Raw genomic sequence first — 24,560 nt, forward strand, 5'->3', positions numbered from 1 at the left:
AAATACGGTCGAAATTGACTCACTTGCCTGTTGCGGAGGGGGCGACCGGGCGCTGGACATAGGCTCGCACGGTTCGCAGTGTTGAGCCGCATATGCCTTGAGCGTGGGCATCCGGCAACCTTGCCGACACCCGCATCGACCATCTCGTCACCAGGGCGCTCGGCGCAGGCTCAGGAACATCCACCATTCATCCGGCCTGATCGGCGGCCTCCTGCGCAGGCCAGTCCGATCATCATTTGGCCGCCCTCACAAGGTCAATCCCGCTTCGGCTCTAGCTGCTTTTCATCGGATGAGAATAAAACCGAGGTCGCGGCGACATCAATGCGACATAATGAGGCGAACACTAATTCCCACCGAGATATCTACCGGACCTCGGACGATTACCGAAAATGCGCCTGTCAGCAACCCCACTCTGGAGGCGAGACAATGCATTCATTTTTTGGGACGACACCTGAAGCGGCACCCGACGCGGACCTTTCCTGGGAGGTGCGAGAGGGGGATACTGCAGCTTTCCTCCTTTTGTATAAGCGCCATTATCCCGCCGTTTATGCTTATGCGGCCGGGTGTGTGCGCACGTCCCTGAATGCACACCAGATAGCAGACGACACTTTCGCCGAGCTACTGCATCGGATTCGCTCAGAAGCCTACTTTTCTGATCACAGGTTCGCGGGCTGCCTAAGGCTCCAACTTCTGGATAGCGTGCGATCCATTGCGGTTAAGCGGTGTGTCAGTGAGATCGATACGGCTTCACCAAAATTCCGCAAGTGGATCGAATCGGGGGCCAGCTGGCTAATGGAGGAGGACGCGCAGTTAGCGCTTGTCTGGCACCGTCTCCCCAACCACGTATGCCGTCTACTCTGGCACATGCTTCCAGAGCAGGAAGATAACCATTTCGCGTCCGAGGTGACGGGGATCCCTCAGGCATCGGTTGAAAATGCTCTCGCTGCGGCTTTGAAGGAATTTCGCCAACTGAGAGCAGCTCTGTACTTGGAGCGACTGCAGCGTCGAGACTGCCGGAATGCGGTTGAGCAATTAGTTGCCCACTATCCGGAGTTCCCGGATTCCGGCGAATTGGAGCACGCTTACATTTGTGCCAAGTGCAAAACAATATATGAGGATCTGCTTCACCTTGATGCACGTCTGACGGCACAGATACCGCGGCAACTACTAGGTTGGTGGCCTGCGGGCGGCTATTTAACTCTCAAGGCTGCTACCCCAGTTCCGCTGGTGGATCCACCATTTCTCCAACTGGGAGAATTCGCACCTTCCCCTCATGATACGCAGCTCGCCCGTGGAGCACTGAACCTGACGGCAAAGGTTGCTATGGTCAGTACAGGCTTCGCGATCGGTTTGACTATAGGACGCAACGAGTTACCGACGTCTGACATAGGTCGAATTATAGCCAGTTGGGCAGACGTGGTATTCGGCGCGCTCTCGTGAAGCGGCATTCCGTATGCTGCCGCCCCTCGAATCATTAACCACGCCACGATAACCCGAATTCAAGTTCAACAACTTCAGTAACCGCAGGCGACGCACTGCTTCATGCCATCGTCGTGTGTGAGTGCCTGGCAAAGGACCAGCTGCCGAGGAACTGATTTCCCCTGCGTTCGGCGGGGAACGGACAATGGATCGGATGGGGAGCCCCGTAAGCCCTTTCCACGGCACGTACAACACCAGTCACACGTACGAAAGCCGTCCCGCGAATGACGCGCTCCCGAGCGCCCTCGACGCTCCTGGCCGCGGTAGATCATGGAACGCCCCTTCCGGAGGCTCTAGGTGAACGAGGCCCTGCCCGACGTCCCCGAAGTCCGCGTCGTCGGACTTCCGCAACTCACGTTGGGCTTCGACCTCGTCGAACGGCTCGACCTCCCGATGCATCTCAGGGTGCACGGACCAATCAAACCAATGGGCGGCGGACAGCTCTCGGCGCTCGCCGAAGCGATATCCCTGAAGGGCCGTGGCGGCGCCGGCTTCCCCTTCGCCAAGAAGCTGCGCGCGGTCGCCGAGTCCGCTATCCGCAAAGGGATTCGCCCTGTGGTCGTCGTCAACGGAAGCGAGGACGAACCTGCCTGTCGCAAGGACACGGTGCTCATCAACCGAGCCCCGCACCTCATCCTGGACGGGGCCCTGCTGGCCGTCGAAGTCCTGGGGGCCCGCACCCTGATCATCTGCGTGACCCGCGACTCCACCCAGACCTCAATGGAAGCGGCGCTGGCCGAACGCGGGCTGAACAACCGCCCCGGATCGGCCCTCCGCGTGCGCGTGCAGCGCAATCCGGTGCGGATGGCGACCGGCGAGTCCTCGGCACTGATCCGCTCCGCGAACGGTGGCCCCCCGCTGCCGACCAGCCGAAAGGTGAGGGCCTCCGACCAGGGTGTCGGCAACGCGCCCACCCTGCTGTCCAATGCCGAGACCTTCGCCCAGCTGGCGATCGCAGCACGCATCGGCCCCGACCGATACTGCAATACCGGCCTTTGTGACGAACCCGGCACCGTCATGCTCACCATCTCCGGCGCCGTCGCACACCCCTTAGTGATCGAGACCCCCACCGGCGTCCGACTGCGCCACGTGCTGCAGATGGCCGGCGCCACGCCGGACCCCCAGGGCGTGCTGACCGGCGGCTACCACGGGAGGTGGCTCGACGCGGCCGCCGCCCAGGAAGCGATCATTTCGCGAGCCTCCCTGGACGCCGTCGGGGGCACGCTCGGCGCGGGCGCCATCCTGCCCATCAGCCGGGAGACCTGCCCGCTAGGCGAATCGCTGCGCGTGGCCCAGTGGCTGGCCGCGGAGAGTACACGGCAGTGCGGCCCCTGCTATCTCGGGCTGCCTGCCGCCGCACTTGGCCTGGAGCACGTCCTCAACGGCGGTGGCCTAGCGGCCCTCGAAGCGCTCAAGCAGATCGCCAACACCGTGAAGCGGCGCGGCGCGTGCAAACACCCGGACGGCTCCGCGATGTTCCTGGAGTCGACCATCAAGGCGTTCACGGACGACCTCGCCGCCCACGTCCTGGGCAACGGCTGCGGCCGCCCAGTCGCGGGCGTCCTCCCCCTCGCCAAGAACAGTGCCGTCCCGGGTGGACCTTCCGGACATGGCGCTGCCGACAGGGGCCCCAGCCAACAGAAGATCCACGTCGACTGGACGCTGTGCCGCGGCCATGGGTTGTGCGCCATCATCGTCCCGGAAATCTTCCAGTTGGGCCCCGACGGTTTCCCCACGGTCGCGGAGGCCTCGGTGCCCCGGTACGCGGAGGCCAGCGCCCGGCGTGCCGTACGCCGCTGCCCTGCGCTCGCCCTGCGCATCGAGGACGAGACCATGCGGACCCGGGCTCGTGTGAATCAGCTCGCAGCGATACGCCGAATCTGGAGGGGCGTCGGAACCCTCCGCCGGCAGAAGTGAAGTCCGTGTCCCTGTGTCAACGGCCGGGAACCACCCGCCGGAAACGGCCGGCTCGTGAAACGAAACTGGTGGCAGAAGTTGACCGGAGGGGCAGACGATCCAGCTGGAGGCCGAGCGTTGTGAAGTGGTATGAGGATGACTCCCTGTGGTCCGACTTCGCGTCCGCCATGTTCTCTTCGGCGTGCGGAGACCGCCGCAGACCTGGTGGCCACATCGCCTCTGCTGCGCTTCCCGCCGGGGCCCCGGGTGCTGGACCTGTGCTGTGGTCCCGGTCTGTTTCTTGTGTTGGGAGTCAGGAATTCGTTTCAGATAGCTGGCGAGGCGTTCGAGGATGTCGTCGGCGGTCTTCGTCCAGGTGTATGGCCTGGGGTTGGTGTTCCAGTCGGCGATCCAGGTCCGGATACCCTTCTCCAGGGCCTGCACGCTTCTGTGGACGCCTCGCCGTATCTGTTTGTTCGTGAGCTCTGCGAACCAGCGTTCCACCAGGTTGAGCCAGGATGATCCGGTGGGTGTGAAGTGCAGGTGGAGGCGGGGGTGGGCAATCAGCCAGGTCCGCCTGAGTCTCGTGGGTGGCGTAGTTGTCAGGACCAGGTGCACGTCGAGGCCCGGCGGGATCTCCCGGTCCAGATTGGTCAGGAACTTCTTGAACTCCCCGGTCCGGTGTCGGCGGTGGAGAGAACCGATCACGGTGCCGGTGGCCACATCGAGCGCTGCGAAGAGCGTCGTGGTGCCGGCGCGCATCGTGATGGCAGGCTCCGCCCGTAGAAGGCCAATTGTCTCCGGACTCGCCCATCCGGCTTCGCTCGTATTGCTGCGGGCTGCGCGGATCTGGAAAAGTACAAGGAGATGGGCGGCCAGAACTCTCCGCTGGGCTGTCCCACGACGCCGGACGGACGGGGTGCGTTTACGCATTTCCACGGCGGCTCGATCTACTGGACGGCTTCGACGGGTGCGCACCCGGTGTGGGGGGCGATCCGTGACAGCTGGGCGAATCAGGGCCGGGAGAGGGGCGAGCTCGGGTATCCGGTCAGCGACGAGCTGAGGAACCCGGACGGCCAGGGTGTACGGCAGCAGTTCCAGGGCGGGACGTACTACTGGCACCCCACGAAGTCGAACGGGGCGCACGCGGTAGGCGGCCGGATCGGTCAGCTGTGGGAGGGTGGCGTCCCCTTTTGTGGTGTACGGGATCAGGGGCCGGGTGTGCGCGGGCGTCTGCCCGGGGCGCACTTCCGCGGGCGGGTTCCGCTCCCTGAACAGGGGCGGGCCATCGCTTAACTCTTCTTGGTGAACGCCCAGTTCAACCACGAGGAGTGCACGATGACCCTGTCCCAGTCTGAACTGATACGGCTCCTTGGCTCGTCCAGCGCCTGGCAGATCCGGGAGACCTCGGACTTGGAGATGCCGCTGTCCCCGCCGAGGGCTTTGACCAGGTCATCGACACTGCGGGTGGAGACGCCGTGCACGTATGCCTCCATGATCACGGCGTAGAGGGCCTGGTCGATGCGGCGCCGACGCTCCAGCAGGCTGGGGCCCTGGACGGGACACTCCTGGCGGTGCCCGACTCCGCGGCGAACAACAACGCGTTCGGCAAGTCGGGCTCACAGCGCAGCCCGATGGGCTATCCCCAAGCCCGAGTTGTCGCGGTGGCCGAGTGCTCGTCCCACGCGGTGCTCGACGCCGTGGTCGGCGGGTTCAAGGAGCCCGAGCGCATCGTCTCCGACGCGTTGGACGCCCACGTCGGGAAGGGCACACTGCTGCTGGCCGACCGTGGCTTGTGGGGCTTGGCTCGTTGGCACCGACTGCGGGAGCAAGGCACTCATCTGCTGTGGCGGATCGAACGGCGGAAGGCCCGCCGGGTCCAGGACGTCCTGCCCGACGGCAGCTACCTGGCCCGGATCGAGGCGAACAAGCACAGCAAAGCGACCGGAACCATCAAGGCTCCGCCGGCCCTGGTGCGGGTGATTGAGTACCGCGTCGACGGACAGGTCGACATCGTCCGGCTGATCACCAGCCTGACCGACCATGAGAAGTACCCCGCCGAAGAACTTGCCGTCCTCTACGCCCGGCGCTGGGAGATCGAGTTGGTCTTCGACGAGATCAAGACTCACCAACGCGGCAGACCAGTGCTCAGATCGCAGACACCCGACGGGGTGCAGCAGGAGATCTACGCGCACCTGATCGTGCACCATGCCACCCGGGACCTGTTGGACGAGGCGGCCCGGATGCACCACAGCACCGCCGAGCGGACCTCGTTCATCCGGGCCCTGCATGTCATCCGCCGCACGGTGATCTCGCCGAGCGGCTTTTCCCCCCTCCGCCCGCAGACGTGACCGGCACCTCGGCCTTACCGAGATCGGACGAAGTCTTCTGCCTCGCCGCCGGTCCCGTGACTGCCCGCGCAAGATCCGGTCATGTATCACCGGGTACGGCAGCAAAGCCCTCGACGAACCCTCCAGCCGTCGTCGCCTACCGGTCGTCGTCACGCTGAACCACCGGTGGCACGACCACTAATGCAACGGTATTGCCATGCACTCGACAAGGGGAGGTAGCCATGCCAACCCCCAAGGCCGGTAGCCCCGTTGCGGGACTACGAAAACGGTAATTGTGATAGTTCAACTGCAGCCCGGGTTGGGGTGGTGCAGGGGTGGTGGGGGCGGTGCCCGCACCGAGTGGTCAGCGCGTCGGCCAGGGGTGGCGGCGGGCGAGGGTCGTCCACTCCTCATCCGCCCGGCCGGGCACGGCCCGGCCATCGCTCTCCCACCGTGCGGCGAGCTCGGTGAAGATCGGTTCCAGCTCGGGGCGAGGCACCGTTTCACCCCTGCTTCGCTGCACGCCGATGACGGGCGTGAGCCGCATCCTCATGGTCACGCCTCTTCAACGCCGCCCGCGGCGTCGGGGTTACCCACGGGCGCGGCGGACTTCACGGAGGGCGGTGCGGGCCTGGTCGGCGTTCAGGAGCAGGGCGAACTCTTTGAACGCCACATCCAGCGCCGCCTCGGGGTTGGGCTGCTGGCCCTCGGGTGCGCGGCGGATCGCGAGCTGGGCGGCGCACCCGAGGGCCATAGTGGCCTCGCGCTCCGCATCGCCGAAGGTGTGGTCGTTGAGCGCGGCCAGGACCTGCCGCCACAGCATCACCGCTTGCTCCCGCCCCTGGGGGCGGCGTCCTGTCCAGGGAGGGCTCCCAGCGCGGGAGCACCTTTCGCGCGGTGAATGCCGTCGATCATGCGCTGATCGTGGACTCGATCCGCTCGACCTGCACATCGGTGACCGCGCCGCTCTCAGGGGCTCAGGTGCACTTGCCGTACTGGCCCTCTCGGAGAACGCGCCAGGGTGAAGCGCACTGTCTCCTGTCGCCTCGCCCACGCCAACGCCCAGGCGGAAGGCGGCTGAGCAGCGTGACCAGGCCCGCTTCCGAACAACCCGGCTCTTCTTCTACTCTTCAGATCAGGTGGAGTTGGGCTTGGGCCCACACCGCAGGCTCCCAGCCCTCGAGCCGTGACAGACGCGCACGTTTTCACGGGACCGGCTGAAGCCGTATCGCCGACGACACAGCTTCAGCCGACGCACTCCTGGGCGGCCAGCAGGGTTTCCCGCGGTCCCTGCTGCCCGGAGGGCACCTCGCGCGAGAGCCGATCGAGGGGGAGCCTCGGTCCCTCGCGCCGCGGCCGCCGCAGTCCACGCGTCGGCCGCACATTCCCAGCCTCCCACCACAGGCGCGCCATGTTCGCAAAACGGCGCATTTCCTTCCGGGGTCCACCCTCTCGAACCGGCCCCGGCATGCCTGCAGCAGCCGTAGGCACTCACCTCCACCAGATCGACGTCACCGCCACCACGACCGTTCCGACGGCAACTCCCGTCATCACAGCCCGCACCGGACGAAGCCTGCCGCCAGTCGCCTCTCCTGCGGTCCGCGGGCCGCACCGGCAGTCTTCCGGCGACTCGTGCACTGAACTCTCCAGCCAGTACGCGCCTGCCAACTCGGCCAGCACGGCCCCGCCCCGCTCTCCAACGTGCTCCATGTCTCTTTCAACGCGCACCCGCTGAATCGGCAACGCCACGTGGCACCAAAGTCATCACGATTGATCAAGCCGAGACGCGCACAGTGAGGGTCTTCCAATCTGGCTAGAGAGGCTGCGAGTTGGCCGGATCTGCAGAACGGCGAAGCTCCTGGTAGACGGGGTGTCGATTAAGATCGACCGTCGTGCCAGGAGCTTCGTGTGCTTGTCTACCCGTAGGCCATTGACCTGTCCACCGCGCACCTGTGCCACCTGAGCCGGGAGTTGACGGCACGACGCCGGGAGATCGGCGCCCGGTGGCGACGGCTGACTCCCAGGCGCCAGGACCTCCTCGCCCTGGCTCATCTGCGGTGTGGCGGCACCTACGCGCAGCTCGCGGCCGCGTCCGCATCGGGATCACCACCGTCTGCCGCTTCGTCCGCGAGGCGATCGAGGGCCTGGCCGTGCTCGCGCGGACGCTCGTCGAGGTGATGGTGACGGCTCGTACGAAGGCGTACGTGATCCTGGACGGGACCGTGCTGCCGATCGACTGGATCGCCGACGACCGGCCCTACTACTCCGGCAAGAAGCGGCACCATGGCATGAACGTCCAGGTCCTGGCCGATCTGTTCGGACCGCTGCTATGGGCATTGCCCGCACTGCCCGGCGCGACACACGACCTGACGGCGGCCCGCGAGCACGGCACCGTCCACGTCCTCGGTGAGGCCAGCCGCAGGGCTTACGCCGACAAGGCATATCAAGGCGCGGCCCGGAACGTCCGGGTCCCGTTCAAGGGGCGCCGCTTCAAGGGTGGCAACGACGCCACAACACCACCCACGCCAAGATGCGCTGCGTCGGCCAACAGGCCATGGCCACACTCAAGGGCTGGCGCCTCCTGCGCAAGCTGCGCTGCAGCACCCACCGCATCACCGCGATCCGCAAGGCCGTCCTCACCCTTCACCTCGCGGTCGCGTCAGGATGGAAACTCCTCAATGATCGTCAGCCTGGTGTCGTATCTGGCCGTATGCCGACCAGAGTTCGGCGTACAGCCAGTCGACTGGGCTTCGCGGGGGTCGTTCATCCACTGTCGACTGGACGAGTTGGGTGTGGTGCCGTCAGGTGCCGTCAGCGGTCTTCGGCAGCGAGGTGTTGCAGCATCTGCTGCTGGTGGCGGTGGCCGACCGTCTCGTAGCCGAGGACGGTGACGAAGGGGGCGAGCATGACGACGAGCAGGCATACCGCGATCGCGACGCCCGCTGCGGCCAGGAGGACGGCGGTCAGGAGGACAGCGAGGGTCAGGGAGATCAGGAGCACGTGGAATCGGTCTGCCGCCGACAGCAGCAGGGTGTGCAGCAGATAGACCATCAGCAGGTAGAGGCCGACCGGGAGGGCCAGTGACAGGACCACGGCCACGTCGCCGAGCTCGGAGTGGTGCTCAAGCTGCAGTCCGGCCACGTGCAGTCCGGCTCCGGCGGCGGCGATGCCGATGAACAGGGGGATGTGTCCGTAGCCGAAGAGGTATCCGCGGCTGCGGCGGTGGACGAGGATGTCGCCGAAGGGCGTGGAGAAGTAGACCCACCACATGCCGAAGGTCAGGCCGACGCCGGCGATGACCACGGCGATCGCGTTGCCGGTCCAGTGCGTGCCATCCGTGCCGCCGAGCAGGTCGCCGGATGAGGCGACGGTGCCGACGACGCCTTCGCCGAGCACGATGATGGCGAAGAGGCCGTAGCGCTCGGCGACGTGGTGGGGGTGCCACGGGGTGCCCCCTGCGGAGCCCTGGGTGAGCAGCGGCAGTGCCAGTTCCAGTGCCCCGAGGACGATGAAGGCGGTGAACACGGCGGCCAGCGGCAGATGGGTGAAGGCGATGACGATCCAGCCGATCTGGACGATCGCGGTCCAGCGGATGTTGGCCATGCCGACGTCGTGGAAGGCGGGGGAGTCGTGGGCGGCGCGCCACCACTGGACCAGCATGGCGATGCGCATGACGACGTAGCCGAGCACCATGACCCGTAGTTCGAGGTGTTCGCCCTCTTCCACGGAGTGGAACATCGCGGGCAGGCCGAGGGAGAAGACGACGACGCCGATCATCTGGACCATCGTCAGGGCGCGGTAGAGCCAGTCGTCGGTGCCGAAGGCGGAGGCGAACCAGCTGAAGCTGATCCAGGCGACGCTGATCGCGAACATCGCGAGCACGAACGCGGTGACCGCCTGCCCGGCGTGTCCTGCGGCGACCATCTCGGCGAAGCGGGACGAGGCGGTGCCGACGGCGACGACGAAGGTGAGGTCGAACAGGAGCTCCAGTGGCGTGGAGACCCGCCCGTGTTCCCCCGGGTCGCGTCCGATCATCGGGATCAGCCGATATGGCAGCCGGGCCTTGCCGGGACTGCCGGGATTCTCGTGTTTGGCGGGGCGCTGTTGCTTGTCGGGCTGGTGGGGAGAACTCATGCTCATCATCATCTCTGCCGTCTGCCGTCTGCCGTCTGCCGTCTGCCGGTTCGAGCCGCACGGCCCGGTATGTACAGCTGCCTCGGTCCCGCTCGGCGCAGACATGTACGCCGGCCAGGCTCCGGCGAACCCGCTGCCGACGTCCGCCGAACTCAATCTCCACGGAACAGCCCTGGCACTGTTTCTCGAAGTCGCCGGGGAGGCGGCGCAAGCGGGGGCAGGTGAGCGCCGTGAGCTTTCGCGGCAGGTGACTCGACCTGCCGATCATGCACGGCCTTTGAGGTGAGCAGCTTTCGTATGTCGCTTGGGAGCCTGGAGGGCATAGTCGCGGTGACCGGCGCCGCCGATGCCCATGAGGGTCTGCGTCAGATGGGGTGCGAGGGCGTATGCGTGGTAGATCCATGGCAGATAGCGGGGGATATCGACTACGCGTCGGCGATGGGCGATCGCGCGGGTGATCGCGGTGGCGACCTTGGCCGGGGTCGTGGGGGGCAGGAAGTCGGCGATGCGGGGCATGCGGGTGGAGTCGACATGCGTGGCGAAAAAGTCTGTGCCGGTGACGGCGGCCGGCCGCACGAGAGTGACGTCGATGCCACTCCCCGACAGTTCCAGGCGCAGGATCTCGGTGTACGCCTCGATGGCGGCTTTGGTGGCGCAGTAGGCGGCGGAGGGGCCTCGGACGTAGACGCGTCCGACGCTGGAGCCCATGGCCACGATGTGGCCATGGGCGCTGCGGCGCATGAGCGGAAGGACCGCTTTGACGGTGTAGACCAGGGCGTCGTAGCCAACGCGCATGGACTCCTCCTGGTCCTCCACGCTCATATCGGCGACATCGGCCCAGCGGATGAACGCGGCGTTGTGGACGAGTACGTCGATGCGATCATGCGCCGCATGGATGCCGCTGATCCATTGTTCCAGCGCGGGACGGTCGCGGACATCGAGACGGGTCAGCGTGATGCGGTCTTCGAGAGGCGATCCGGCGATGTCTTTGGCGGCGCGATCCAAGTGGTGCTCGGCGTGGTCGGCGACCTCCACGTACGCGCCTCGCTGGGCCAGGGCCTGGGTAAGGGCCCACCCGATTCCGCCTGCACCCCCGGTCACCAAGCAGACGCTGTCGCCCAGGGAGCGTGAGCCGGGGCGGTGCAAACGACGGAGTCTGATCACAGTAGGAGTCCTCTTTGCTGTAGTGCCGTCTGAGCTAAGGCTGGGAGTTCTTGCCCACGGCGGGTACTGCCGGGTCACCGCACGGCGTCGGCGGGGCGGGGTTGGTAGCGGTGTGCGCGGGCGTTCCAGGCTCGGGTGCCGTCCAGCCAGGCTCTCAGCGCTTGCGCATATTCGCTGCCCCGATGGCCGCCGTGGGAACTGAGGACGCGGACGGCCGTATCGAAATCGCCCTGGCGTCGGCGTAGTCGCTCGGTGACCAAGCGCTGAGCCTGACGGAGTGAGCAGGCGTGCTCGTGTGCCGTGACGAGGATCAGGTTGTGGATCTCGCCTGCTTCCTGCTCCTTGGCCAGCGAGGCTTGGTCGTTGTCCCAGGCGGCGAGGTCCGCCGCGGCGTCGGTGGCGTCGCGCACAGCGGCCCCCGGGAGCACGCCGTGGGGGCAGGGGCGGGGGCGTGCGGTTGCGTACTCGATGAGATCAAGGTGGGGCAAGGATCCGCTGCTTTGGCGCCGCAGCCGCAGATAGGCGCCGACCGCCGGTGTGCGCCTGGTTTCCCGGTGGTGAGCTTCCCGGGCGGTCGCCTGCAGGTAGGCCAGGCAGTGACCGGTGAATCTCACCTGCCAGGCACGGTCCATAGAGGCGGCCAGGGGAGCCCATACATCGGAGAAGGCCGCGACGAAATGCCCACCCGGTGCCGGTGCCCGAGGTGGGCCGTCACTGGGCAGTTCGTGGTTCCTCGCCCTCTCTACAAGTAAGGTGAGGGCCGCACGATGCCCGGACCTGTCGAGGGAGTGCTCGCCGTCGAGGGCGTCATCGAGCAGGAAACAGAATGCTGACCAGCGGCTAAGCGTGTCCAGGACCGCCGCAGGGGCGCAGGGCCAGCTCAGGGAAGCGAAGTCGGCGAGGTCCTGAGCCATACGCCGGCCGGCCGGCGACCGTGTGGACTGGCAGTGGACCAGCCCGCGCCGGGCGGCCCAGGCGAGTGCACGCTCGCCTGGACCCTGGCCGGGCGCGCGCTGATTCCCCGCGTTAGCAGTCGCCGCGGACATCCCGGGTGCGGGCCGTTACTTGCCCACCGGCAAGGAGGCCGGGGCGGTGTCCAGCGAGCTGGTGTAGTCGAAGAGCGGGTCACCGGCGTGGAAGAGGTCGGTGCCGAACGTCAGGTTGAGCGCCACAGCGGCCGCTGCACTGATCTTGATGTCCATCCCGCTGATGGCGATCTTCGGCGGGGACACTTTCACCTTGGCCGGATCGATGGCGAAAGTCCCCAGGTCGATGCGGTCCTTGGCATTCCCGTTGACGACGGCGCTGGAGGTGCCCGCACCCAGGTCGGCCTGACCGTCGGTGAACGTGATCGTGCGCTTCTTGCCGTCGCTGAAACGGAACCCGCCCTCGCCGTAGGTCAGCGCACCGCTGAACGGCACCGGCGTGATCTTCCCTGTCTTCACCTTCACCGCGACGCCGCCCGGCGTGCCGGCCAGAGCTGTGGCCGGGGCCACCGGCTGCAGCGAGATCTGATGGCCCGCCAGGGTCTTGGCCGCCGTGTCGCTGAGCCGGAACTCTGTGCTGCCACCTGACAGCGGCAACGGCGCCGTCGGGGCCTGCGCGGTGGCCGTCGGCACGAGAACCGTCACGGCGGCCAGGGCTGCGGTGAGCATGCCCGTCCCTTGGAGGAGACGCGGTCGGCGCAGCGGAGCGCTAGGGGCGAGCGGCATGGGCAGACCAGCCTTTCAGAGGAATACGAACTCGCTCAGAGGTTCCCGCCCGCACACTGGACACAACGCCAGGGCAGTCCGCACCACCCGAATGCTTGCGGTCAGCGGTCTGGATGACCCGCTCATCGCCTTCATGGGCAGCGGCGCACGTGTCTCTACTGATACCTGGTCACCAACCTGCCCCCGACGCGGTCTGCGCCGCCACCGGCCCGCACCCGCCGGCCGACGTCACCGAGATCGTCCGCCTCTACGACCTGCGGCCGTGGATCGAGCAGAGCTGCAAGCAGATCAAGGACGAACTCGGCTGGGCAGACTTCCAGGTCCGTTCCGACTGCGCCATAGGCGGCAGCGGTGACGAAGCAGAGGTCGAAGAACAGTTCCAGTGCTGTGGCCGTGCGGTGCTGCTCGGTGGCGAGGCGGGCAACCATCGGGCGGTGTCACGCGCTCACAGCGGACTGCGACTGGCTCATGGGTCCGTTTCTCTGCGGTTGAAGCATCGAGGGGATGTTGCGTTCGGGTGCTTGCAGCCGGTTCAGGCTTGGCCGGTCTCGAAACGGCTGACCTTGCCGCCGGTGACGGTGAAGCTCCACCGGGTCCGCATGCTTCCCCAGGCCGAATTGGTGTAGACGGCGGTCAGGGAAAGCCCGTCGGCGGACACGGTCTCGACTTCCAGGTGACCCTTCGAAGAGAAGATCTCCTTCTCCGTCCAGGCGTTCAGGTCACGGTCGGTGCCGTCGTCGGACATCGTGGCGTCCTCGGTCAGGACAGCGAAGAACGCCTCCTTGTCACCGGCGTTGACAGCCGCGACGAAGGCGGCCACAGCAGGTTGCGTGAGCTGGGCGGTCATGAGGTGCCTCCACAAGAATGGGGACGGGCAGGGGGCCCGGCCCGGTGGGCGGCATGGCACCGCCCACCGGGCGGTGCTGGCTCAGCGGGTGGTGTAGCCGCCGTTGAGGAAGATGGTCTGGCCGTTGGCCCACCAGCCATCGGTGAGCAGATGCGTCACCCAGGGCACAATGTCCTCGATCTTGGTGAGGTCACCGTTCATCGCGGACGACTTGTGGAAGGCGACGGAGTCGTCGTCCTCGGCGGGGTAGAAGAATGAGGTGTCCATCGGCCCCGGGGCGATGTTGTTCACCGAGATGTTGCGGCCGAACAGTTCCTTCGACAGGGCGCGGGTGAAGTGCTCGACCGGGGCTTTGCTGCCCGCGTAGGTGGAGTACAGGCCGGTGTATGCGGCCAGCAGCGAGGTGACAATGGTGATGATCTTCCCGCCGTCCTCGATGCGGCGGGCGGCCTCGCGCATCACGAAGAACGCGGCCTTGGAGTTGACCGCGAACATCCGGTCGTACTCCTCCTCCGTGATCTCGGTGAGCGGCTTCTTCAGCACCATGCCGGCGGTGTTGATGCTGTAGTCGAGCTTCCCGAACCGGCTCACGACGTCGTCAAAGACCCGCTCCACCTCGGAGACCTGGGTCAGATCGCCCTGGATCGCGAACGCCTCGCCCGGGCCGGCGTTGATCTCCTCCACGACGGCCTCGGCCTTGGCCTGGGAGGAGTCGCTGTTGTAGTGCACCGCGACCAGGGCGCCCTGCGCTCCGAGGGTGGTGCTGATCAGCCCGCCGAGGTTACGGGACGCGCCGCCGACGAAGGCGACCTTGCCGTTGAGTGTCTTGTCCGGGGTGGTGGCCATAACTGCCTCCTGCGATGTGCTGGTCTGGGACGGCACGACCCCGGGGAATACCGAGGGCCAAGCCATACTCACCAGACTCACCGCAGAGACGCATGTGGATCTTGAACGATCCGATCAGAGGTGGAACAAACCGCTCACGACTTCCCGCCGGCCGTCAGCGTCCGCTGTTGCCGTCCCGCAGCAGCCGTGGAGTTGCCCCGACGTAGCGCCGCATCATCCGCGTCAGATGGCTCTGGTCCGCGAAACCTGCCTCCGTCGCGATCTCCGCGATCGGCCTGCTGGTACGGGTGAGCTCCCCTCGTGCGTACTCCAGGCGCTGCTGCATCACGTACTGGTGCGGGGATTCGCCGGTCGATGCTTTGAAGACTCGGGTGAAGTGGGATTCGCTGACCTGGGCCACGGTGGCCAGTTTCGCCAGCGTGACCCGCTGCGAGAGGTTCGCGTGGATGTAGTCCATGACTTCGGCCAAGCGGCGCGGCGGCAGCCCACCCTCTCGGCCAGGCAGCGTCCGGCCCTCGGCGGCCACCCGCAGCATCACCGCGGCGGCCGCCTGGACCAGTGACTGTGCGTACAGGGAGTCCGCGGGGCCGGGCCCGGAGTACTCCGCCACCAGACGCTCCAACAGCATCTTCAGCAGCGGATCGGTGAAGTGGAACCGCGGAACCAGCTCTACCTCGCCGGTGGCGCCGCTCTCGGCCGCCAGCTTCTCCAGCCACGCCGGATCAATCCCCAGAAGCAGCAGCTCCACGTCGTCCTGCCAGCGAGGCCGCGACGCCCATCCGGCGGGATTGACCAGCGCCTCCCCTGCACGAAACCGCTCCTGGCGCGGTGTCCCGTCCGCTGACCAGCGCAGATTCGCCGACTGCCCCGTGTGCACCACCAGCACATGCACCGGAGGGCCCACGGACAACGGGGCGACGTCCGATCTGCCCGCGGCCAGCTCAATCGACCGCTCGGCCACCGCATGGCCGAGATCGGACCCGCTGCCGTCCAGACACCGCAGATGAGGCTTGATGTGCGAAACACTCACCCCACCAGTATTCACCCTGACCCTCATCACAACGCCAGCCTGCTACCTGCCGGGAGCACCACGGCTGGAATGCGCGCAGGCCCCGGCCCCTGCGGGGGTGTACGGCCCGATCGGGTCGGGCCGGCTGTCTGCGCGTGGGGCGCAACGACGGCCGAGCGGGTTCGCGTCACATTCGCTCCGGACGCCCCCGCAACTGCGTGCCGTCCAGAGCCAGGTAAGCGACCTCGTACCCATTCGCCGGAAGCCCGGCCACACCGCCCGACAGGAGCTCCAACTCACACACCACGCCCGGCTAACCCCGCCCCTCGATGCAAAGTCACGCTGACCTATGCAAGACGGGATCCCGTGAATCGTCTGTCCGGCATCTCGATCGTGACCGTCAGCCTCGACATTCAAGATCCCCGACAGCGTCAGGTACTGGGCTCACCGCGGGCGGCCGGGTGTCCGGCTCTCCCTTTGCCGGCCAATGGGCCAGTGCCCGTTCCGCCAGCGCCGTGACGGTGAGCGCGGGGTTGGCGCCAGGGTTGGCCGGCAGGACGGAGGCGTCAAGGATGTGCAGGCCAGAATGGCCGTACACGCGGTGGTAGGCGTCGACCACGCCGGCGTCCGGGTTGGGGCCGATGACACAGCCGCCCACAGGGTGCGCGGTGACGGGCCGGTGCAGCAGGTCCGTGATGCTGCCGTGCGCGGTGCCGCCGGTGAGCTGGGCGAGGCGGCGGGCCAGGCGCCCGGTGGCCGGCCGGACGGTCGGGGTGGGCGGCGTGTGCCGGGGCAGGCGGGAGCTCAGACGGCGGGAGTGTCCGGCGCGGGCCAGGGTCAGGGAGTCGTCCTCAACACCCATGTGTAGCACCAGGTAGGTCCGGGCAGCCCAGCCCCGTACTCCGCGGCCGGTCATCAACCGGGCCACGTACTTCGCGGCGAGCAGGAAGCGCCGCCCGGCGCCGGCGCCGAGGGGCGCCAGAGGGGCCGTCAGCAGGGACAAGGCGTCGTTGCCCCGTCCCAAGTGGGCGAGTTGCAGGGTGGCACCAGGTCCAGGGTGGCACTGGGCGCTGATGGCGGGGCCGCGTGGCAGATTCTGTGCGTCGGTCGGGAGCGTGACGGTGAGGACGGTCTCGGCATTGGTGCGGGTGAGCCGTCCGAGCGTCGGGGACAGGCGAGGCAAGTGTCCCTGGTCTCGCATGCGATGCAGAAGGGACTGGGTACCCAGGACGCCGGCCGCGAAGACGACCTCGCGGGCTGTCAGGGTTCGGCGACGGACGGGCAGGGCGCCGCTAGGGGTCCAGTCGACGCGATAGCCGGTGCCCCCGGCCTTGGCAAGCGGGCGTACGCAGGTCACCGTGCTACGGGTGAGGAGCGTCGCCCCCGCCTCCTCGGCGAGGCGCAGGTAGGTGCGGTCCAAGGTGTTCTTGGCGCCGACCCTGCAGCCCGTCATACAGGCACCGCAGAGTGTGCAGCCGGGCCGCCCCGGTTCCGGGGTGTCGGGCTGCGGGGCGAAGTGCACACCCAGTTCAACAGGTTCGGGTACGGAGTTGGGGATCAGGCGGGTCAGCAACGCCTGGGAAGTGTCGTCCTGCGGAGGACGGCCGGCACCCAGCATCCGCCGTGCGGTGGCGAAGTGCGGGACGAGTTCGGCCCGCCAGTCGGCGAGATCCCGCCAGAGGCCGATCTCGTAGAAGGCAGAACGCGGTTCGGCGAGGACACCGGCGTACACCAGGGAACCACCGCCGAGGCCGGCACCGGACAGCACCAGCGCGTGCCGCAGCAGATGCAGGCGCTGCACTCCGAGCAGGCCGAGCTTCGGCGCCCACATGTACCGGCGGACGTCCCAGCTGGAACGTGGCAGGTCCTGCGGTGTGTACCGGCGGCCTGCCTCCACAACCGCGACGCGGTAGCCCTTGCGGGTCAGGCGCAGCGCAGCCACGGAACCGCCGAAACCGGACCCGATCACGACTACGTCGTAGTCGTACGCGTCGTCGGCCGTCACCTCGGGCGGGCAAGCGGTCATCGGGAGATCTCCGGGGTGCTCACGGTGCGGTAGCGGGCGGCGGACTCGTTCCAGGAGCGGGTGCCCGCCACCCAGGCGGCGAGGTGTCCGGCGTGACGGCGTACGGCGGGGTCCGTCTGGGTGAGGAGGAACGAGGTGACGCCGTCGAATGCCTGCTGTTTTCGCGCGAGGGCCCGGTGTGCGGTCGTCACGGCTCCCGTCCGGTCGCCGTACAGGTGCCGGGAGAGGACGGGGACGAGGTTGCAGTGGTCGCCACGCGCGGACTCCCGTTCCAGGGAGCACAGGTCGTTGTGCCAACCGGCGATATCCGCCGCGGCGGCGTGGACGAAACGCACCGCCGTACACAGCGCGGAGGGTGGGGTGAACGTCACACCGGCGGCGTACTCCGTCATGGCATGGTGGGCGGCGCTGCCGCTGGTGTCACGGCGCCGGAGGAGGTAGTCGTGCAGGGGCGGGGACACGCCCGCGGACTGGTGGCGGGCCTCCCAGGCGCTGGCCTCCAGGTAAGTCATGCATCCGCGTAGGAAACGCGTCCGCCACGCTCTGGGCATGCGGCTGCAGCAGGCGTCCGTGACGTCGTCCACAGAGCGTAGGAGGCGGCCGCCGAGGGAGATGTCCGGCCGAGGACGTCCGCCGTCCAGCCGGCGGCGCAGGTGGTTGAGCAGGAGGTCCCGCAGCGGCTCGGAACGGGGCCCGTGCTCGTCGAGCAGGTCGTCAACGACGAAGGTCAGCGCCGTCCAGCGAGTGAGGACGATGACTGCCTCGGCGTCAGCGCCGGGCCAGCAAGCCCATGCGAAGGATGCCGAGTACTCCGCTGCCTCCGCTGTACGGCAGTCGTCCGTCAGTCCGTGTGCGCCCAGCCACGCCTGGCACGCCTGTGCCGGGCCTGCCGGGCCGCCCTGTCCGACGCGCGGCACGGGATTCAGAGCGGCAGGCCCGCGTCGGGCAGTGCGCCGCCGAGCTTCAGGGTGCTCGCATACTCGAACACGATGTCTCCTGCGTCGAACACCTTGGCGTCCAGGGCTTTGTTGGCGGCGACGGCCGCCTCCGAGGTGAGGGCGATGTCCGCGCCGGAGATCGTCACCTCGGTGCCTGACGGCAGGGGCTTCACGTTTGCCGGGTCGATCTTGTATGTGCCGAAGGGGATACGCGCCCGGTTGTCTGTGCCGCCGTTCTCCTGGGCTACTGCTGTGGAGACACCCTTGGTCAGGTCCGCCTGGCCCTGAACGAAGGAGATGGCGTGATCCGCGTCCCGGACGAAGCGGAACCCGCCGCCCCCGTAGGTCAGACTTCCGGAGAACGGCACCGGCACGACCTTGCCCGCCGACACTGTCACCTCCACACCGGGCCGCGCCCCCGGGACCGCTTTGGCAGGTGCCACTGCCTCGAGCTTCACCTGGTGTTCGGCGAGGGTCTTCACGGCCTCGTCGGTCAGAACGAACCGCGTGCTGCCACCCGTGATGTCCGCCGTGGGAACCACTGATCCGGTATGCGCCGAGGCCGGAAGCGCAAGGGACAGCGTTGCCGCGACAGCAAGGGAGGGAGCGAGCAGCGAGCGCATGGAAACTCCTGACGGTTGGGGTCGTTCAGCGTGCCTCACGCTAAGTCAGGAGGGCGTAGGGCAGCCCGTGGAGATGGCCCATCCGGGGCAGGACAGTGACCTCCCCTGACGGCACACCAATTGGCTTTCGAGCGCCCGGTACGAGAGTGCCCACAGCCCGACGTGACCTCTCGGGCACGACCACGTGCCGCTACGGCGGATCCCGTCAACTGAGGAAACCGCCGCTAGGCCCAATGCCGTGACTCCGTTGGGGATCTTGCTGGGGGTGCTGGCGGTGGGGCGAGTTGGTGCTTCGCTGGAGGGATGCGGGGTGGCCTCGGGTTCCGGGGGTGGGTGCGGTGTCGCTGCGGCTGAGGAGTTTCCAGCGGATCCCGGCCAGGACTGTGCGTACGGCGTGGGCGGCGTACCCAAAGGGAACGCCGGTGATGCTCGTGCGCGACCGGCTGGATGTGCTCTTTGAGGACGAGGACCTCTCGGATGTCTACCCGTCCGATGGCCGACCGGGGTTCTCACCAGGGCAGTTGGCACTGGTCTCGGTGCTTCAGTGTGTGAAGCGTATGCCCGCGGCTAGCCAAATCGGCGGATCTGGCTCGGCCTTGAACCCAGGCGGGTACTTCGACGTCCCAACGGGAACTCCTGTCTTATGGGTCTTCACGATCCAATGATCAGGGTGTCTACGGTCAGGGGTCTCACGCCCACGCTGTGTGGCCGCAACTGGGGATACGCGGGCGGGGGATTTTCGGCTCAGGCGACGGTGTCGTCGTGGGCGGTGGCCTGCGCTTTCTCGCGCCAGGGGGCGAGTTCTTCGGCGATGCTGCGGAGTTTGGTTTCCAGGTCGGCGATGCAGTCCTCGCCGATGGGCAGGTGGGTGGGCATGTTCGGGGCGGTGGCGGCCTCGTAGATGAGGGCAGCGGCCTTGGCTGGGTCGCCGGGCTGACGGTGGTTGGCATCGTGTGTCCACTCCACGGTCGTGCGGGCCGCAGTGCCGTCGTAGGCGGCGATCGGGTGGGCGGGCATGGGGAGGGAGGAGGGGTCGAAGAAGTCGGTGCGGAAGACGCCCGGCTCGACAGCCATCACGCCGATGCCGAAAGCGGCGAGTTCCTTGGCCAGGCCCTCGCTCAGTCCTTCGACGGCGAACTTGGACGCGTTGTACAGGCTGGCGCCCGGGTCTCCGCTCAGTCCGGCCTTGGAGCTGATGTTGATGATGCGCCCCGAGCTCTGGGCCCGCAGCGTCGGCAGCACGGCGCGGATGACGTGCAGCATCCCGAAGATGTTGAGGTCGAACAGTGAGCGGGCCTCGGCGTCGGAGATTTCCTCCGCCGCGCCGAACAGGCCCCGGCCGGCGTTGTTGACCACGATGTCGATGCCGGCGAACCGCTCGGCGGCCGACGCGACAGCTTGCTTGACCTGCTGCTCGTCGGTGACGTCCAGGGGGACGACCAGGAGCCGGTCGCTGACCTCGAGTTTCTTGGCGGCGGCCTCGCAGCGCCGGGCGCCGGCGACGACGTTGTCGCCCTGGTTGAGGGCGTGGCGGGCGATGGCGGCCCCGAATCCGCGGGAGGCGCCGGTGATGAACCAGGTTGCCATGGCTTTTTCCCTTGCTCGAAGGTCTCGTACGTGCTCGGCTGGGTCCCCGGGGTGCGGCTCGCCCTGTGGGGGATCAGGTATCGCCGCTTTGGCGATGTCCGGCGGTGCTGGCGGTGTCTGCCAGTTCGGCGCACAGGCGGTCGATGTGGTCCCGGGTGACATGGGGCATGGCCACCAAGTGGACGCGCCCGTCGGTGTGCAGCAGGTTTCAGAGGGCGGCCAGAACGTCGGAGGGAGCGTCGAAGAGCACCACGTTGGAGCCGGGAGTGCGTGCCGTGTGCCGCCCGCACTGCTGGAGCCGCCCGACAGTTGTTGATCAGCCACGCCGCCTCATCCCAACCGAACGGCGAGGTCAGTCGGGGGGCGCCTGAACGGGCCGACGGCGCATGGCGGGGTCAGGCGTCATCCCCTGCCATGTGCCGCTGTCACCGTCCATGGCGGAGCTGCGGTCAGTGTCTCCGATCCGGGTAATCGAATCGGAAGGAAACTCGGCTGGATCGCACGAGATGACCTCTTCGTTGTCCGTTCCGCAGTATTCCAAGAACGTGATCGTCGCGAACTGCTCCATGTGCAGGTGAGGGGCCACCGGGCCTTCCTCGCGGAGGCGGTGAATTTCCGTCAGCCGATTGTTTTGGTATCCCACGGTCAGTTCGGGGTCGTCGGATACCCACTTCGCGAAGAAGGCGCTGCCGTGCAGCCATCGGTCCTCCGGATTGATCACCAGGCTGGTGGTACTGCCCGTTTCCTCGGTCCACGAGAGCGATCCCATGCCGGCGCCGAGGTTGGCCGTGGTGACCGCCTGGCCTTTGAGCCAACGTCCCGCCAGGGGGCCTTTGAGGAGCCGGTAATCGATGGTGGATTTGTTCTTGACGTAGAGCTCGGCTTTCACGCCCCCGGTGTATTCGTAGATCAGGTGTAGGCCCAGGAGAAATGAGATGTCCTGAATCGGGTACCTCGCGGGCATGAAAGTCTCCTTGCCGTGGTGCGTATCGGTGGGAAGGTCAGTGGCCGGTAGCCGATGTGATCTCTTGGCAGAGGCGGTCGATGTGCTTGTGGGTCACGTGCGGCATGGTGATCAGATGTGCTTGCCCATCCACCCGCAGCAGGTTCCACCGGTCGCACACCGCCTGGTTGGGGACATCGAAGAGAACGGTGTTCGTCCCCGGTGGATGGACGGGGTGACGTCCGCTAGCGCGCAGGCGGTCGGTGGCGTAGTCGGCCACCCGCAGGCACTGGCGTACGCGCTGTTCAAGCCCTTGCCGACCCAGTGCGCGCAGTTCCTGCCACAGCACGATGGGGGAAAGGGCGTCCCGCGAGCCGCTGATGGTGTCGTCGTCCGCGCCTACCGCCGCGTCGTGCAGGCGAATGATTTCGACGTGCTGGGGGCGGGCCAGGGCGACGCCGCAGGGGATGGGGGAACCGATCATCTTGTGTCCGCTGATGGCGATGCTGTCGGCCCCGTCGGCGAAGCCCCACGGCATCGGGCGAGGCGCCAGTGCGGCCAGCAGCCCGCCGAATGCCGCATCCGCGTGCAGGTGCGTTCGCCCTATGCCCACCTCGTCGAGCACGCCGCGGACCCCCGGCAGGTCGTCCACCGCTCCCTTGCCCGTACTGCCGATGGTGACCACGACGACGGCGGCCCGCGCGCTGTGCCGCCGACACGAAGTGCGAAGGGCTCCCAAATCCATCGCCCCGGCGGAATCCGTGGGCACCGGTTCGTAGTCCATGCGCAGCAGTCGTGCGATCTTCGGAACGGAGTAATGGGCCTGCGCCGATGCGTAGAGGACGGCGTCAGGATGCCGTTCCCTGCCGAGGTAGGCGCCGTAGATGTTGCCTTCGGTGCCTCCGTTGGTCACGTAGCCGAAGGCAGCTCCTTCGGGCGCTCCCGCGAGCTGCGCGAAGAAGTCGACCACGGCCCGCTCGAAGTGCTTGCTGTGCAGGTGGTATTCGCTGCTCCCGCACGGACTGCCGGCGTTGTTGCCGTGGACGGCGAGATACTCGGCCAGGTGCCGGTAGTCGAAGTCGAGGTTGACCGGAAAGCCAACCATGTGTTCGCGTGCTTGGCGCATTTGGTTGGCGAGTGTTCTCAGCAATGCCTTGTCGGCCGCCCTGTCTTCGGGGCTGCGGGGTTCATCACCGATGACCAGATCACTTTGCAGGGAAATCCGCATGCGGGGCTCCTCATGGTGTGGTGCGGCCGTGCTCCCTGTGGCGTCAGTCCTGCACATCCGTCGATGCTGCGCGGCCCGCCGCCTCCAGCACGGACAGGGCTTGGTGGGGATTGAGGCGCGGGTCGCACAGGGTGGTGTACCGCTCGGGATCGGGCTCGGCACCCGTCTCCTCGCTGACGCATTCGGCCACGTCCGTCGCGGTGGCCTCCAGATGAACTCCCCCGGCGACGCCGCCGGAATCGGTGACACAGCGCCGGAACTGGTGGAGTTCGGAAGTGATCGCTTCCGTCAGGCGAGTCTTGACGCCTCCGCGACGGCGTGTGTTGGCGTGCATGGGGTCGCACAGCCACAGCACCGGATGCCGCGCTACTGCGGCGGCTTCGACCAACGGCGGCAAAGCGTCGCCCACCCGGTCCTCACCCATGCGGGTGATCAGCGTCAGCCGACCGGCCTCCCGCTCCGGGTTGAGGGCCTCGCAGAGCGCCAGTACGTCCTCGGGAGTGGCCGCAGGCCCGATTTTGCAGGCCACCGGGTTGATAACCGAAGCCAGCAACCGCACATGAGCACAGTCGAGTTGGCGCGTACGCTCGCCGATCCAGGGCCAATGGGTCGATGTCAGGAGCGTACGACCGATGTCATCGCGACGCAGTAGCGCCAGTTCGTAGTCGAGCACCAATGCCTCGTGACTGGTCCAGATCCTCGGCTGGGAGGCCGGTTCCGACCTCAGCCGTTCCAGCTCGGCCAGGACCTGCCCCGCGCTCCGGTAGCAGTGAAGCATGTGGTCGGGAACGTGCCGACGGCTCGTTTCAGTGGCCTCGGGACGGTTGACCATGTGTCCGCGGTAGACGGCAAGCGGCCGCCCGCCGACCGTCTCCGTCGGCGCTGACCTGGGCTTCGCGTACTGCCCGGCCATCCTGCCGACCCGCACGACCGGGTTTCCCGTGGTCAGTTGCCACATGCCCGCCAGCGCGTCGATCAGCCCCATCGTGCGCCGGACCGTGTCGGGGGCGGACCTTTCCGGATCTTCCGCGCAGTCTCCCACCTGGATGATGTCAAGCCCGCCGAGTGCGCACTGCGACAGGACGCGGAGCAGCTCGGCGACCTCCGCCGCGGTGACGAGGCCAGAGGACTCGGTCAGTACACGCCTGCACTCCCTGGCCCGCTCACTGTCCTCCCACACCGGCTGCTGATGCGCAGGCAGTCGGCGCCACTCGTCCAACTGCGTCTCGGTCAAGGGGAGGGTGAAATCCGAGTTGTTTTGGCGCACGGTATGAGACGGCTTTGTCATCACACGCTCTCGGCGATATCGCGGGCGGTGGCACCCGGAGCGGACGCGCTCTCATTCCCTCGACACAGTCGCAGGACGGCTACGGCGACGCCCTCGCCTCCTTCACCGAGCCTCTCGCGGAAATGACAGCGCACCTCGCCCTCGCGTCCGTAGGCAACGCGGCGTCCATTGTCGGCGATCCGGGCCTCCTGCACCCGTGCGGAAAGGCGGGCGCGCTCACTGAGAAGGTCGATGAGCACGGCGTCGATCTCGTCGATACGTAAACGCAGTTGAGAGACTCGCTCCTCGTTGGGCATGACGGAATCCTCCCTAAAAGGGTTTCCGGGGGTTGGAGGACACCGGCTATCCGGTGCGCTCATGTATTCCGACTACCCGGGGGAAGCTCTTGTAGAGGGGCACACTGGGAAATGCGGGAGCACCCGCGCACCACCGTCCGGTGCGAATGTCTTGCGCCTGCGACGAGGAAAGCCCGGAGGTGACAGCGCGACCCGTGCGCCACGACCCCCTAAC

The 24,560-nt window shown here is 67.2% G+C and carries 22 protein-coding genes and 6 pseudogenes; 8 read left to right on the forward strand and 20 right to left on the reverse strand.

Going from position 1 to position 24,560, the window contains the following annotated elements:
* Positions 1–864 precede the first annotated feature (864 nt).
* The 3 genes and pseudogenes from ACZ5CR_RS36290 to ACZ5CR_RS36300 all read left to right on the forward strand — a co-directional run.
* On the forward strand, positions 865–1,440 hold the full coding sequence (locus ACZ5CR_RS36290; protein WP_468865635.1) for a hypothetical protein: 576 nt from the start codon (positions 865–867) through the stop codon (positions 1,438–1,440).
* A 336-nt stretch (positions 1,441–1,776) separates the two neighbouring features.
* Positions 1,777–3,396 (forward strand): ferredoxin, encoded by a 1,620-nt coding sequence (locus ACZ5CR_RS36295; protein WP_468865638.1) that lies wholly within the window; start codon positions 1,777–1,779, stop codon positions 3,394–3,396.
* Between the two features lie 119 nt (positions 3,397–3,515).
* Positions 3,516–3,714: pseudogene (locus ACZ5CR_RS36300) on the forward strand (SAM-dependent methyltransferase); the annotation flags it as partial.
* On the opposite strand, the pseudogene ACZ5CR_RS36305 reads toward ACZ5CR_RS36300, so the two are convergent.
* A pseudogene (locus ACZ5CR_RS36305) lies at positions 3,679–4,137 on the reverse strand (transposase); the annotation flags it as partial. The pseudogenes ACZ5CR_RS36300 and ACZ5CR_RS36305 sit on opposite strands and share 36 nt — an antisense overlap.
* A 105-nt stretch (positions 4,138–4,242) precedes the next feature.
* Between ACZ5CR_RS36305 and ACZ5CR_RS36310 the strand changes: the two are divergent.
* The gene (locus tag ACZ5CR_RS36310; protein WP_468865640.1) at positions 4,243–4,671 is read left to right on the forward strand and encodes an LGFP repeat-containing protein; all 429 of its coding nucleotides are present in this window, start codon (positions 4,243–4,245) and stop codon (positions 4,669–4,671) included.
* A gap of 80 nt (positions 4,672–4,751) precedes the next feature.
* Here the strand turns inward: ACZ5CR_RS36310 and ACZ5CR_RS36315 are convergent.
* Positions 4,752–4,925 (reverse strand): annotated as a pseudogene (locus ACZ5CR_RS36315) (transposase); the annotation flags it as partial.
* Between the two features lie 24 nt (positions 4,926–4,949).
* Between ACZ5CR_RS36315 and ACZ5CR_RS36320 the strand changes: the two are divergent.
* Positions 4,950–5,726 carry an IS4 family transposase gene (locus tag ACZ5CR_RS36320; RefSeq protein ID WP_468865700.1) on the forward strand — a complete coding sequence of 259 codons (777 nt, stop codon included), beginning with the start codon at positions 4,950–4,952 and terminating at the stop codon, positions 5,724–5,726.
* A gap of 343 nt (positions 5,727–6,069) precedes the next feature.
* Here ACZ5CR_RS36320 and ACZ5CR_RS36325 read toward each other — a convergent pair whose 3' ends face one another.
* Both ACZ5CR_RS36325 and ACZ5CR_RS36330 read right to left on the reverse strand, forming a co-directional pair.
* Positions 6,070–6,258, reverse strand: coding sequence for a hypothetical protein (locus ACZ5CR_RS36325; protein ID WP_468865643.1), 189 nt, complete (start codon positions 6,256–6,258; stop codon positions 6,070–6,072).
* Between the two features lie 36 nt (positions 6,259–6,294).
* On the reverse strand, positions 6,295–6,528 hold the full coding sequence (locus ACZ5CR_RS36330; protein ID WP_468865645.1) for a hypothetical protein: 234 nt from the start codon (positions 6,526–6,528) through the stop codon (positions 6,295–6,297).
* A gap of 1,106 nt (positions 6,529–7,634) precedes the next feature.
* Here ACZ5CR_RS36330 and ACZ5CR_RS36335 point away from each other — a divergent pair.
* Positions 7,635–8,367, forward strand: a pseudogene (locus ACZ5CR_RS36335) (transposase family protein); the annotation flags it as partial.
* A gap of 149 nt (positions 8,368–8,516) precedes the next feature.
* Here ACZ5CR_RS36335 and ACZ5CR_RS36340 read toward each other — a convergent pair.
* Positions 8,517–9,839 carry a low temperature requirement protein A gene (locus ACZ5CR_RS36340; RefSeq protein WP_468865648.1) on the reverse strand — a complete coding sequence of 441 codons (1,323 nt, stop codon included), beginning with the start codon at positions 9,837–9,839 and terminating at the stop codon, positions 8,517–8,519.
* On the opposite strand from ACZ5CR_RS36340, the gene ACZ5CR_RS36345 reads away from it, so the two are divergent.
* Positions 9,838–10,125 (forward strand): hypothetical protein, encoded by a 288-nt coding sequence (locus tag ACZ5CR_RS36345; protein ID WP_468865650.1) that lies wholly within the window; start codon positions 9,838–9,840, stop codon positions 10,123–10,125. The two genes, ACZ5CR_RS36340 and ACZ5CR_RS36345, sit on opposite strands and share 2 nt — an antisense overlap.
* On the opposite strand, the gene ACZ5CR_RS36350 is transcribed toward ACZ5CR_RS36345, so the two are convergent.
* The 3 genes from ACZ5CR_RS36350 to ACZ5CR_RS36360 all read right to left on the reverse strand — a co-directional run bounded on the left by ACZ5CR_RS36350 (position 10,104) and on the right by ACZ5CR_RS36360 (position 12,658).
* Positions 10,104–10,940 carry an SDR family NAD(P)-dependent oxidoreductase gene (locus tag ACZ5CR_RS36350; RefSeq protein WP_468865652.1) on the reverse strand — a complete coding sequence of 279 codons (837 nt, stop codon included), beginning with the start codon at positions 10,938–10,940 and terminating at the stop codon, positions 10,104–10,106. The genes ACZ5CR_RS36345 and ACZ5CR_RS36350 overlap by 22 nt on opposite strands.
* Positions 10,941–11,077: 137 nt before the next feature.
* Positions 11,078–12,049: a terpene synthase family protein gene (locus ACZ5CR_RS36355; protein ID WP_468865654.1), complete on the reverse strand. Its 972-nt coding sequence runs from the start codon at positions 12,047–12,049 to the stop codon at positions 11,078–11,080.
* Positions 12,050–12,064: 15 nt separating this feature from the next.
* Positions 12,065–12,658 carry a hypothetical protein gene (locus tag ACZ5CR_RS36360; protein ID WP_468865656.1) on the reverse strand — a complete coding sequence of 198 codons (594 nt, stop codon included), beginning with the start codon at positions 12,656–12,658 and terminating at the stop codon, positions 12,065–12,067.
* A 233-nt stretch (positions 12,659–12,891) separates the two neighbouring features.
* Here ACZ5CR_RS36360 and ACZ5CR_RS36365 point away from each other — a divergent pair.
* Positions 12,892–13,056 (forward strand): annotated as a pseudogene (locus ACZ5CR_RS36365) (IS701 family transposase); the annotation flags it as partial.
* Here ACZ5CR_RS36365 and ACZ5CR_RS36370 read toward each other — a convergent pair.
* The 12 genes and pseudogenes from ACZ5CR_RS36370 to ACZ5CR_RS36425 form a co-directional block, all read right to left on the reverse strand.
* Positions 13,027–13,143: pseudogene (locus ACZ5CR_RS36370) on the reverse strand (low temperature requirement protein A); the annotation flags it as partial. The pseudogenes ACZ5CR_RS36365 and ACZ5CR_RS36370 sit on opposite strands and share 30 nt — an antisense overlap.
* A gap of 104 nt (positions 13,144–13,247) precedes the next feature.
* The gene (locus ACZ5CR_RS36375) at positions 13,248–13,562 is read right to left on the reverse strand and encodes a nuclear transport factor 2 family protein (RefSeq protein WP_468865657.1); all 315 of its coding nucleotides are present in this window, start codon (positions 13,560–13,562) and stop codon (positions 13,248–13,250) included.
* 81 nt (positions 13,563–13,643) lie between these two features.
* The gene (locus tag ACZ5CR_RS36380; RefSeq protein ID WP_468865659.1) at positions 13,644–14,408 is read right to left on the reverse strand and encodes an SDR family oxidoreductase; all 765 of its coding nucleotides are present in this window, start codon (positions 14,406–14,408) and stop codon (positions 13,644–13,646) included.
* A 154-nt stretch (positions 14,409–14,562) separates the two neighbouring features.
* On the reverse strand, positions 14,563–15,438 hold the full coding sequence (locus tag ACZ5CR_RS36385) for a helix-turn-helix domain-containing protein (RefSeq protein ID WP_468865662.1): 876 nt from the start codon (positions 15,436–15,438) through the stop codon (positions 14,563–14,565).
* Positions 15,439–15,817: 379 nt separating this feature from the next.
* Positions 15,818–17,443 (reverse strand): GMC oxidoreductase, encoded by a 1,626-nt coding sequence (locus tag ACZ5CR_RS36390; protein WP_468865664.1) that lies wholly within the window; start codon positions 17,441–17,443, stop codon positions 15,818–15,820.
* Complete coding sequence (locus tag ACZ5CR_RS36395) at positions 17,440–18,360, reverse strand: terpene synthase family protein (protein WP_468865667.1); 921 nt, start codon at positions 18,358–18,360, stop codon at positions 17,440–17,442. Before ACZ5CR_RS36395 ends, ACZ5CR_RS36390 begins: the two co-directional genes overlap by 4 nt.
* 5 nt (positions 18,361–18,365) lie before the next feature.
* Positions 18,366–19,004, reverse strand: a complete 639-nt coding sequence (locus tag ACZ5CR_RS36400) for a hypothetical protein (RefSeq protein ID WP_468865669.1) — start codon at positions 19,002–19,004, stop codon at positions 18,366–18,368.
* A gap of 744 nt (positions 19,005–19,748) precedes the next feature.
* The gene (locus ACZ5CR_RS36405; protein ID WP_468865670.1) at positions 19,749–20,591 is read right to left on the reverse strand and encodes an SDR family oxidoreductase; all 843 of its coding nucleotides are present in this window, start codon (positions 20,589–20,591) and stop codon (positions 19,749–19,751) included.
* A gap of 352 nt (positions 20,592–20,943) precedes the next feature.
* Entirely contained in the window at positions 20,944–21,555 is a 612-nt protein-coding gene (locus tag ACZ5CR_RS36410; protein ID WP_468865672.1) for a phenolic acid decarboxylase, read from the reverse strand.
* Between the two features lie 37 nt (positions 21,556–21,592).
* Positions 21,593–22,762 (reverse strand): histidine decarboxylase, encoded by a 1,170-nt coding sequence (locus ACZ5CR_RS36415; protein WP_468865674.1) that lies wholly within the window; start codon positions 22,760–22,762, stop codon positions 21,593–21,595.
* Positions 22,763–22,805: 43 nt separating this feature from the next.
* Positions 22,806–23,996 carry a 3-deoxy-7-phosphoheptulonate synthase gene (locus tag ACZ5CR_RS36420; RefSeq protein WP_468865675.1) on the reverse strand — a complete coding sequence of 397 codons (1,191 nt, stop codon included), beginning with the start codon at positions 23,994–23,996 and terminating at the stop codon, positions 22,806–22,808.
* Positions 23,997–24,049: 53 nt separating this feature from the next.
* Complete coding sequence (locus ACZ5CR_RS36425; protein WP_468865678.1) at positions 24,050–24,346, reverse strand: chorismate mutase; 297 nt, start codon at positions 24,344–24,346, stop codon at positions 24,050–24,052.
* Positions 24,347–24,560: the final 214 nt, after the last annotated feature.

The organism is Streptomyces sp. NPDC031274 (assembly GCF_055570235.1).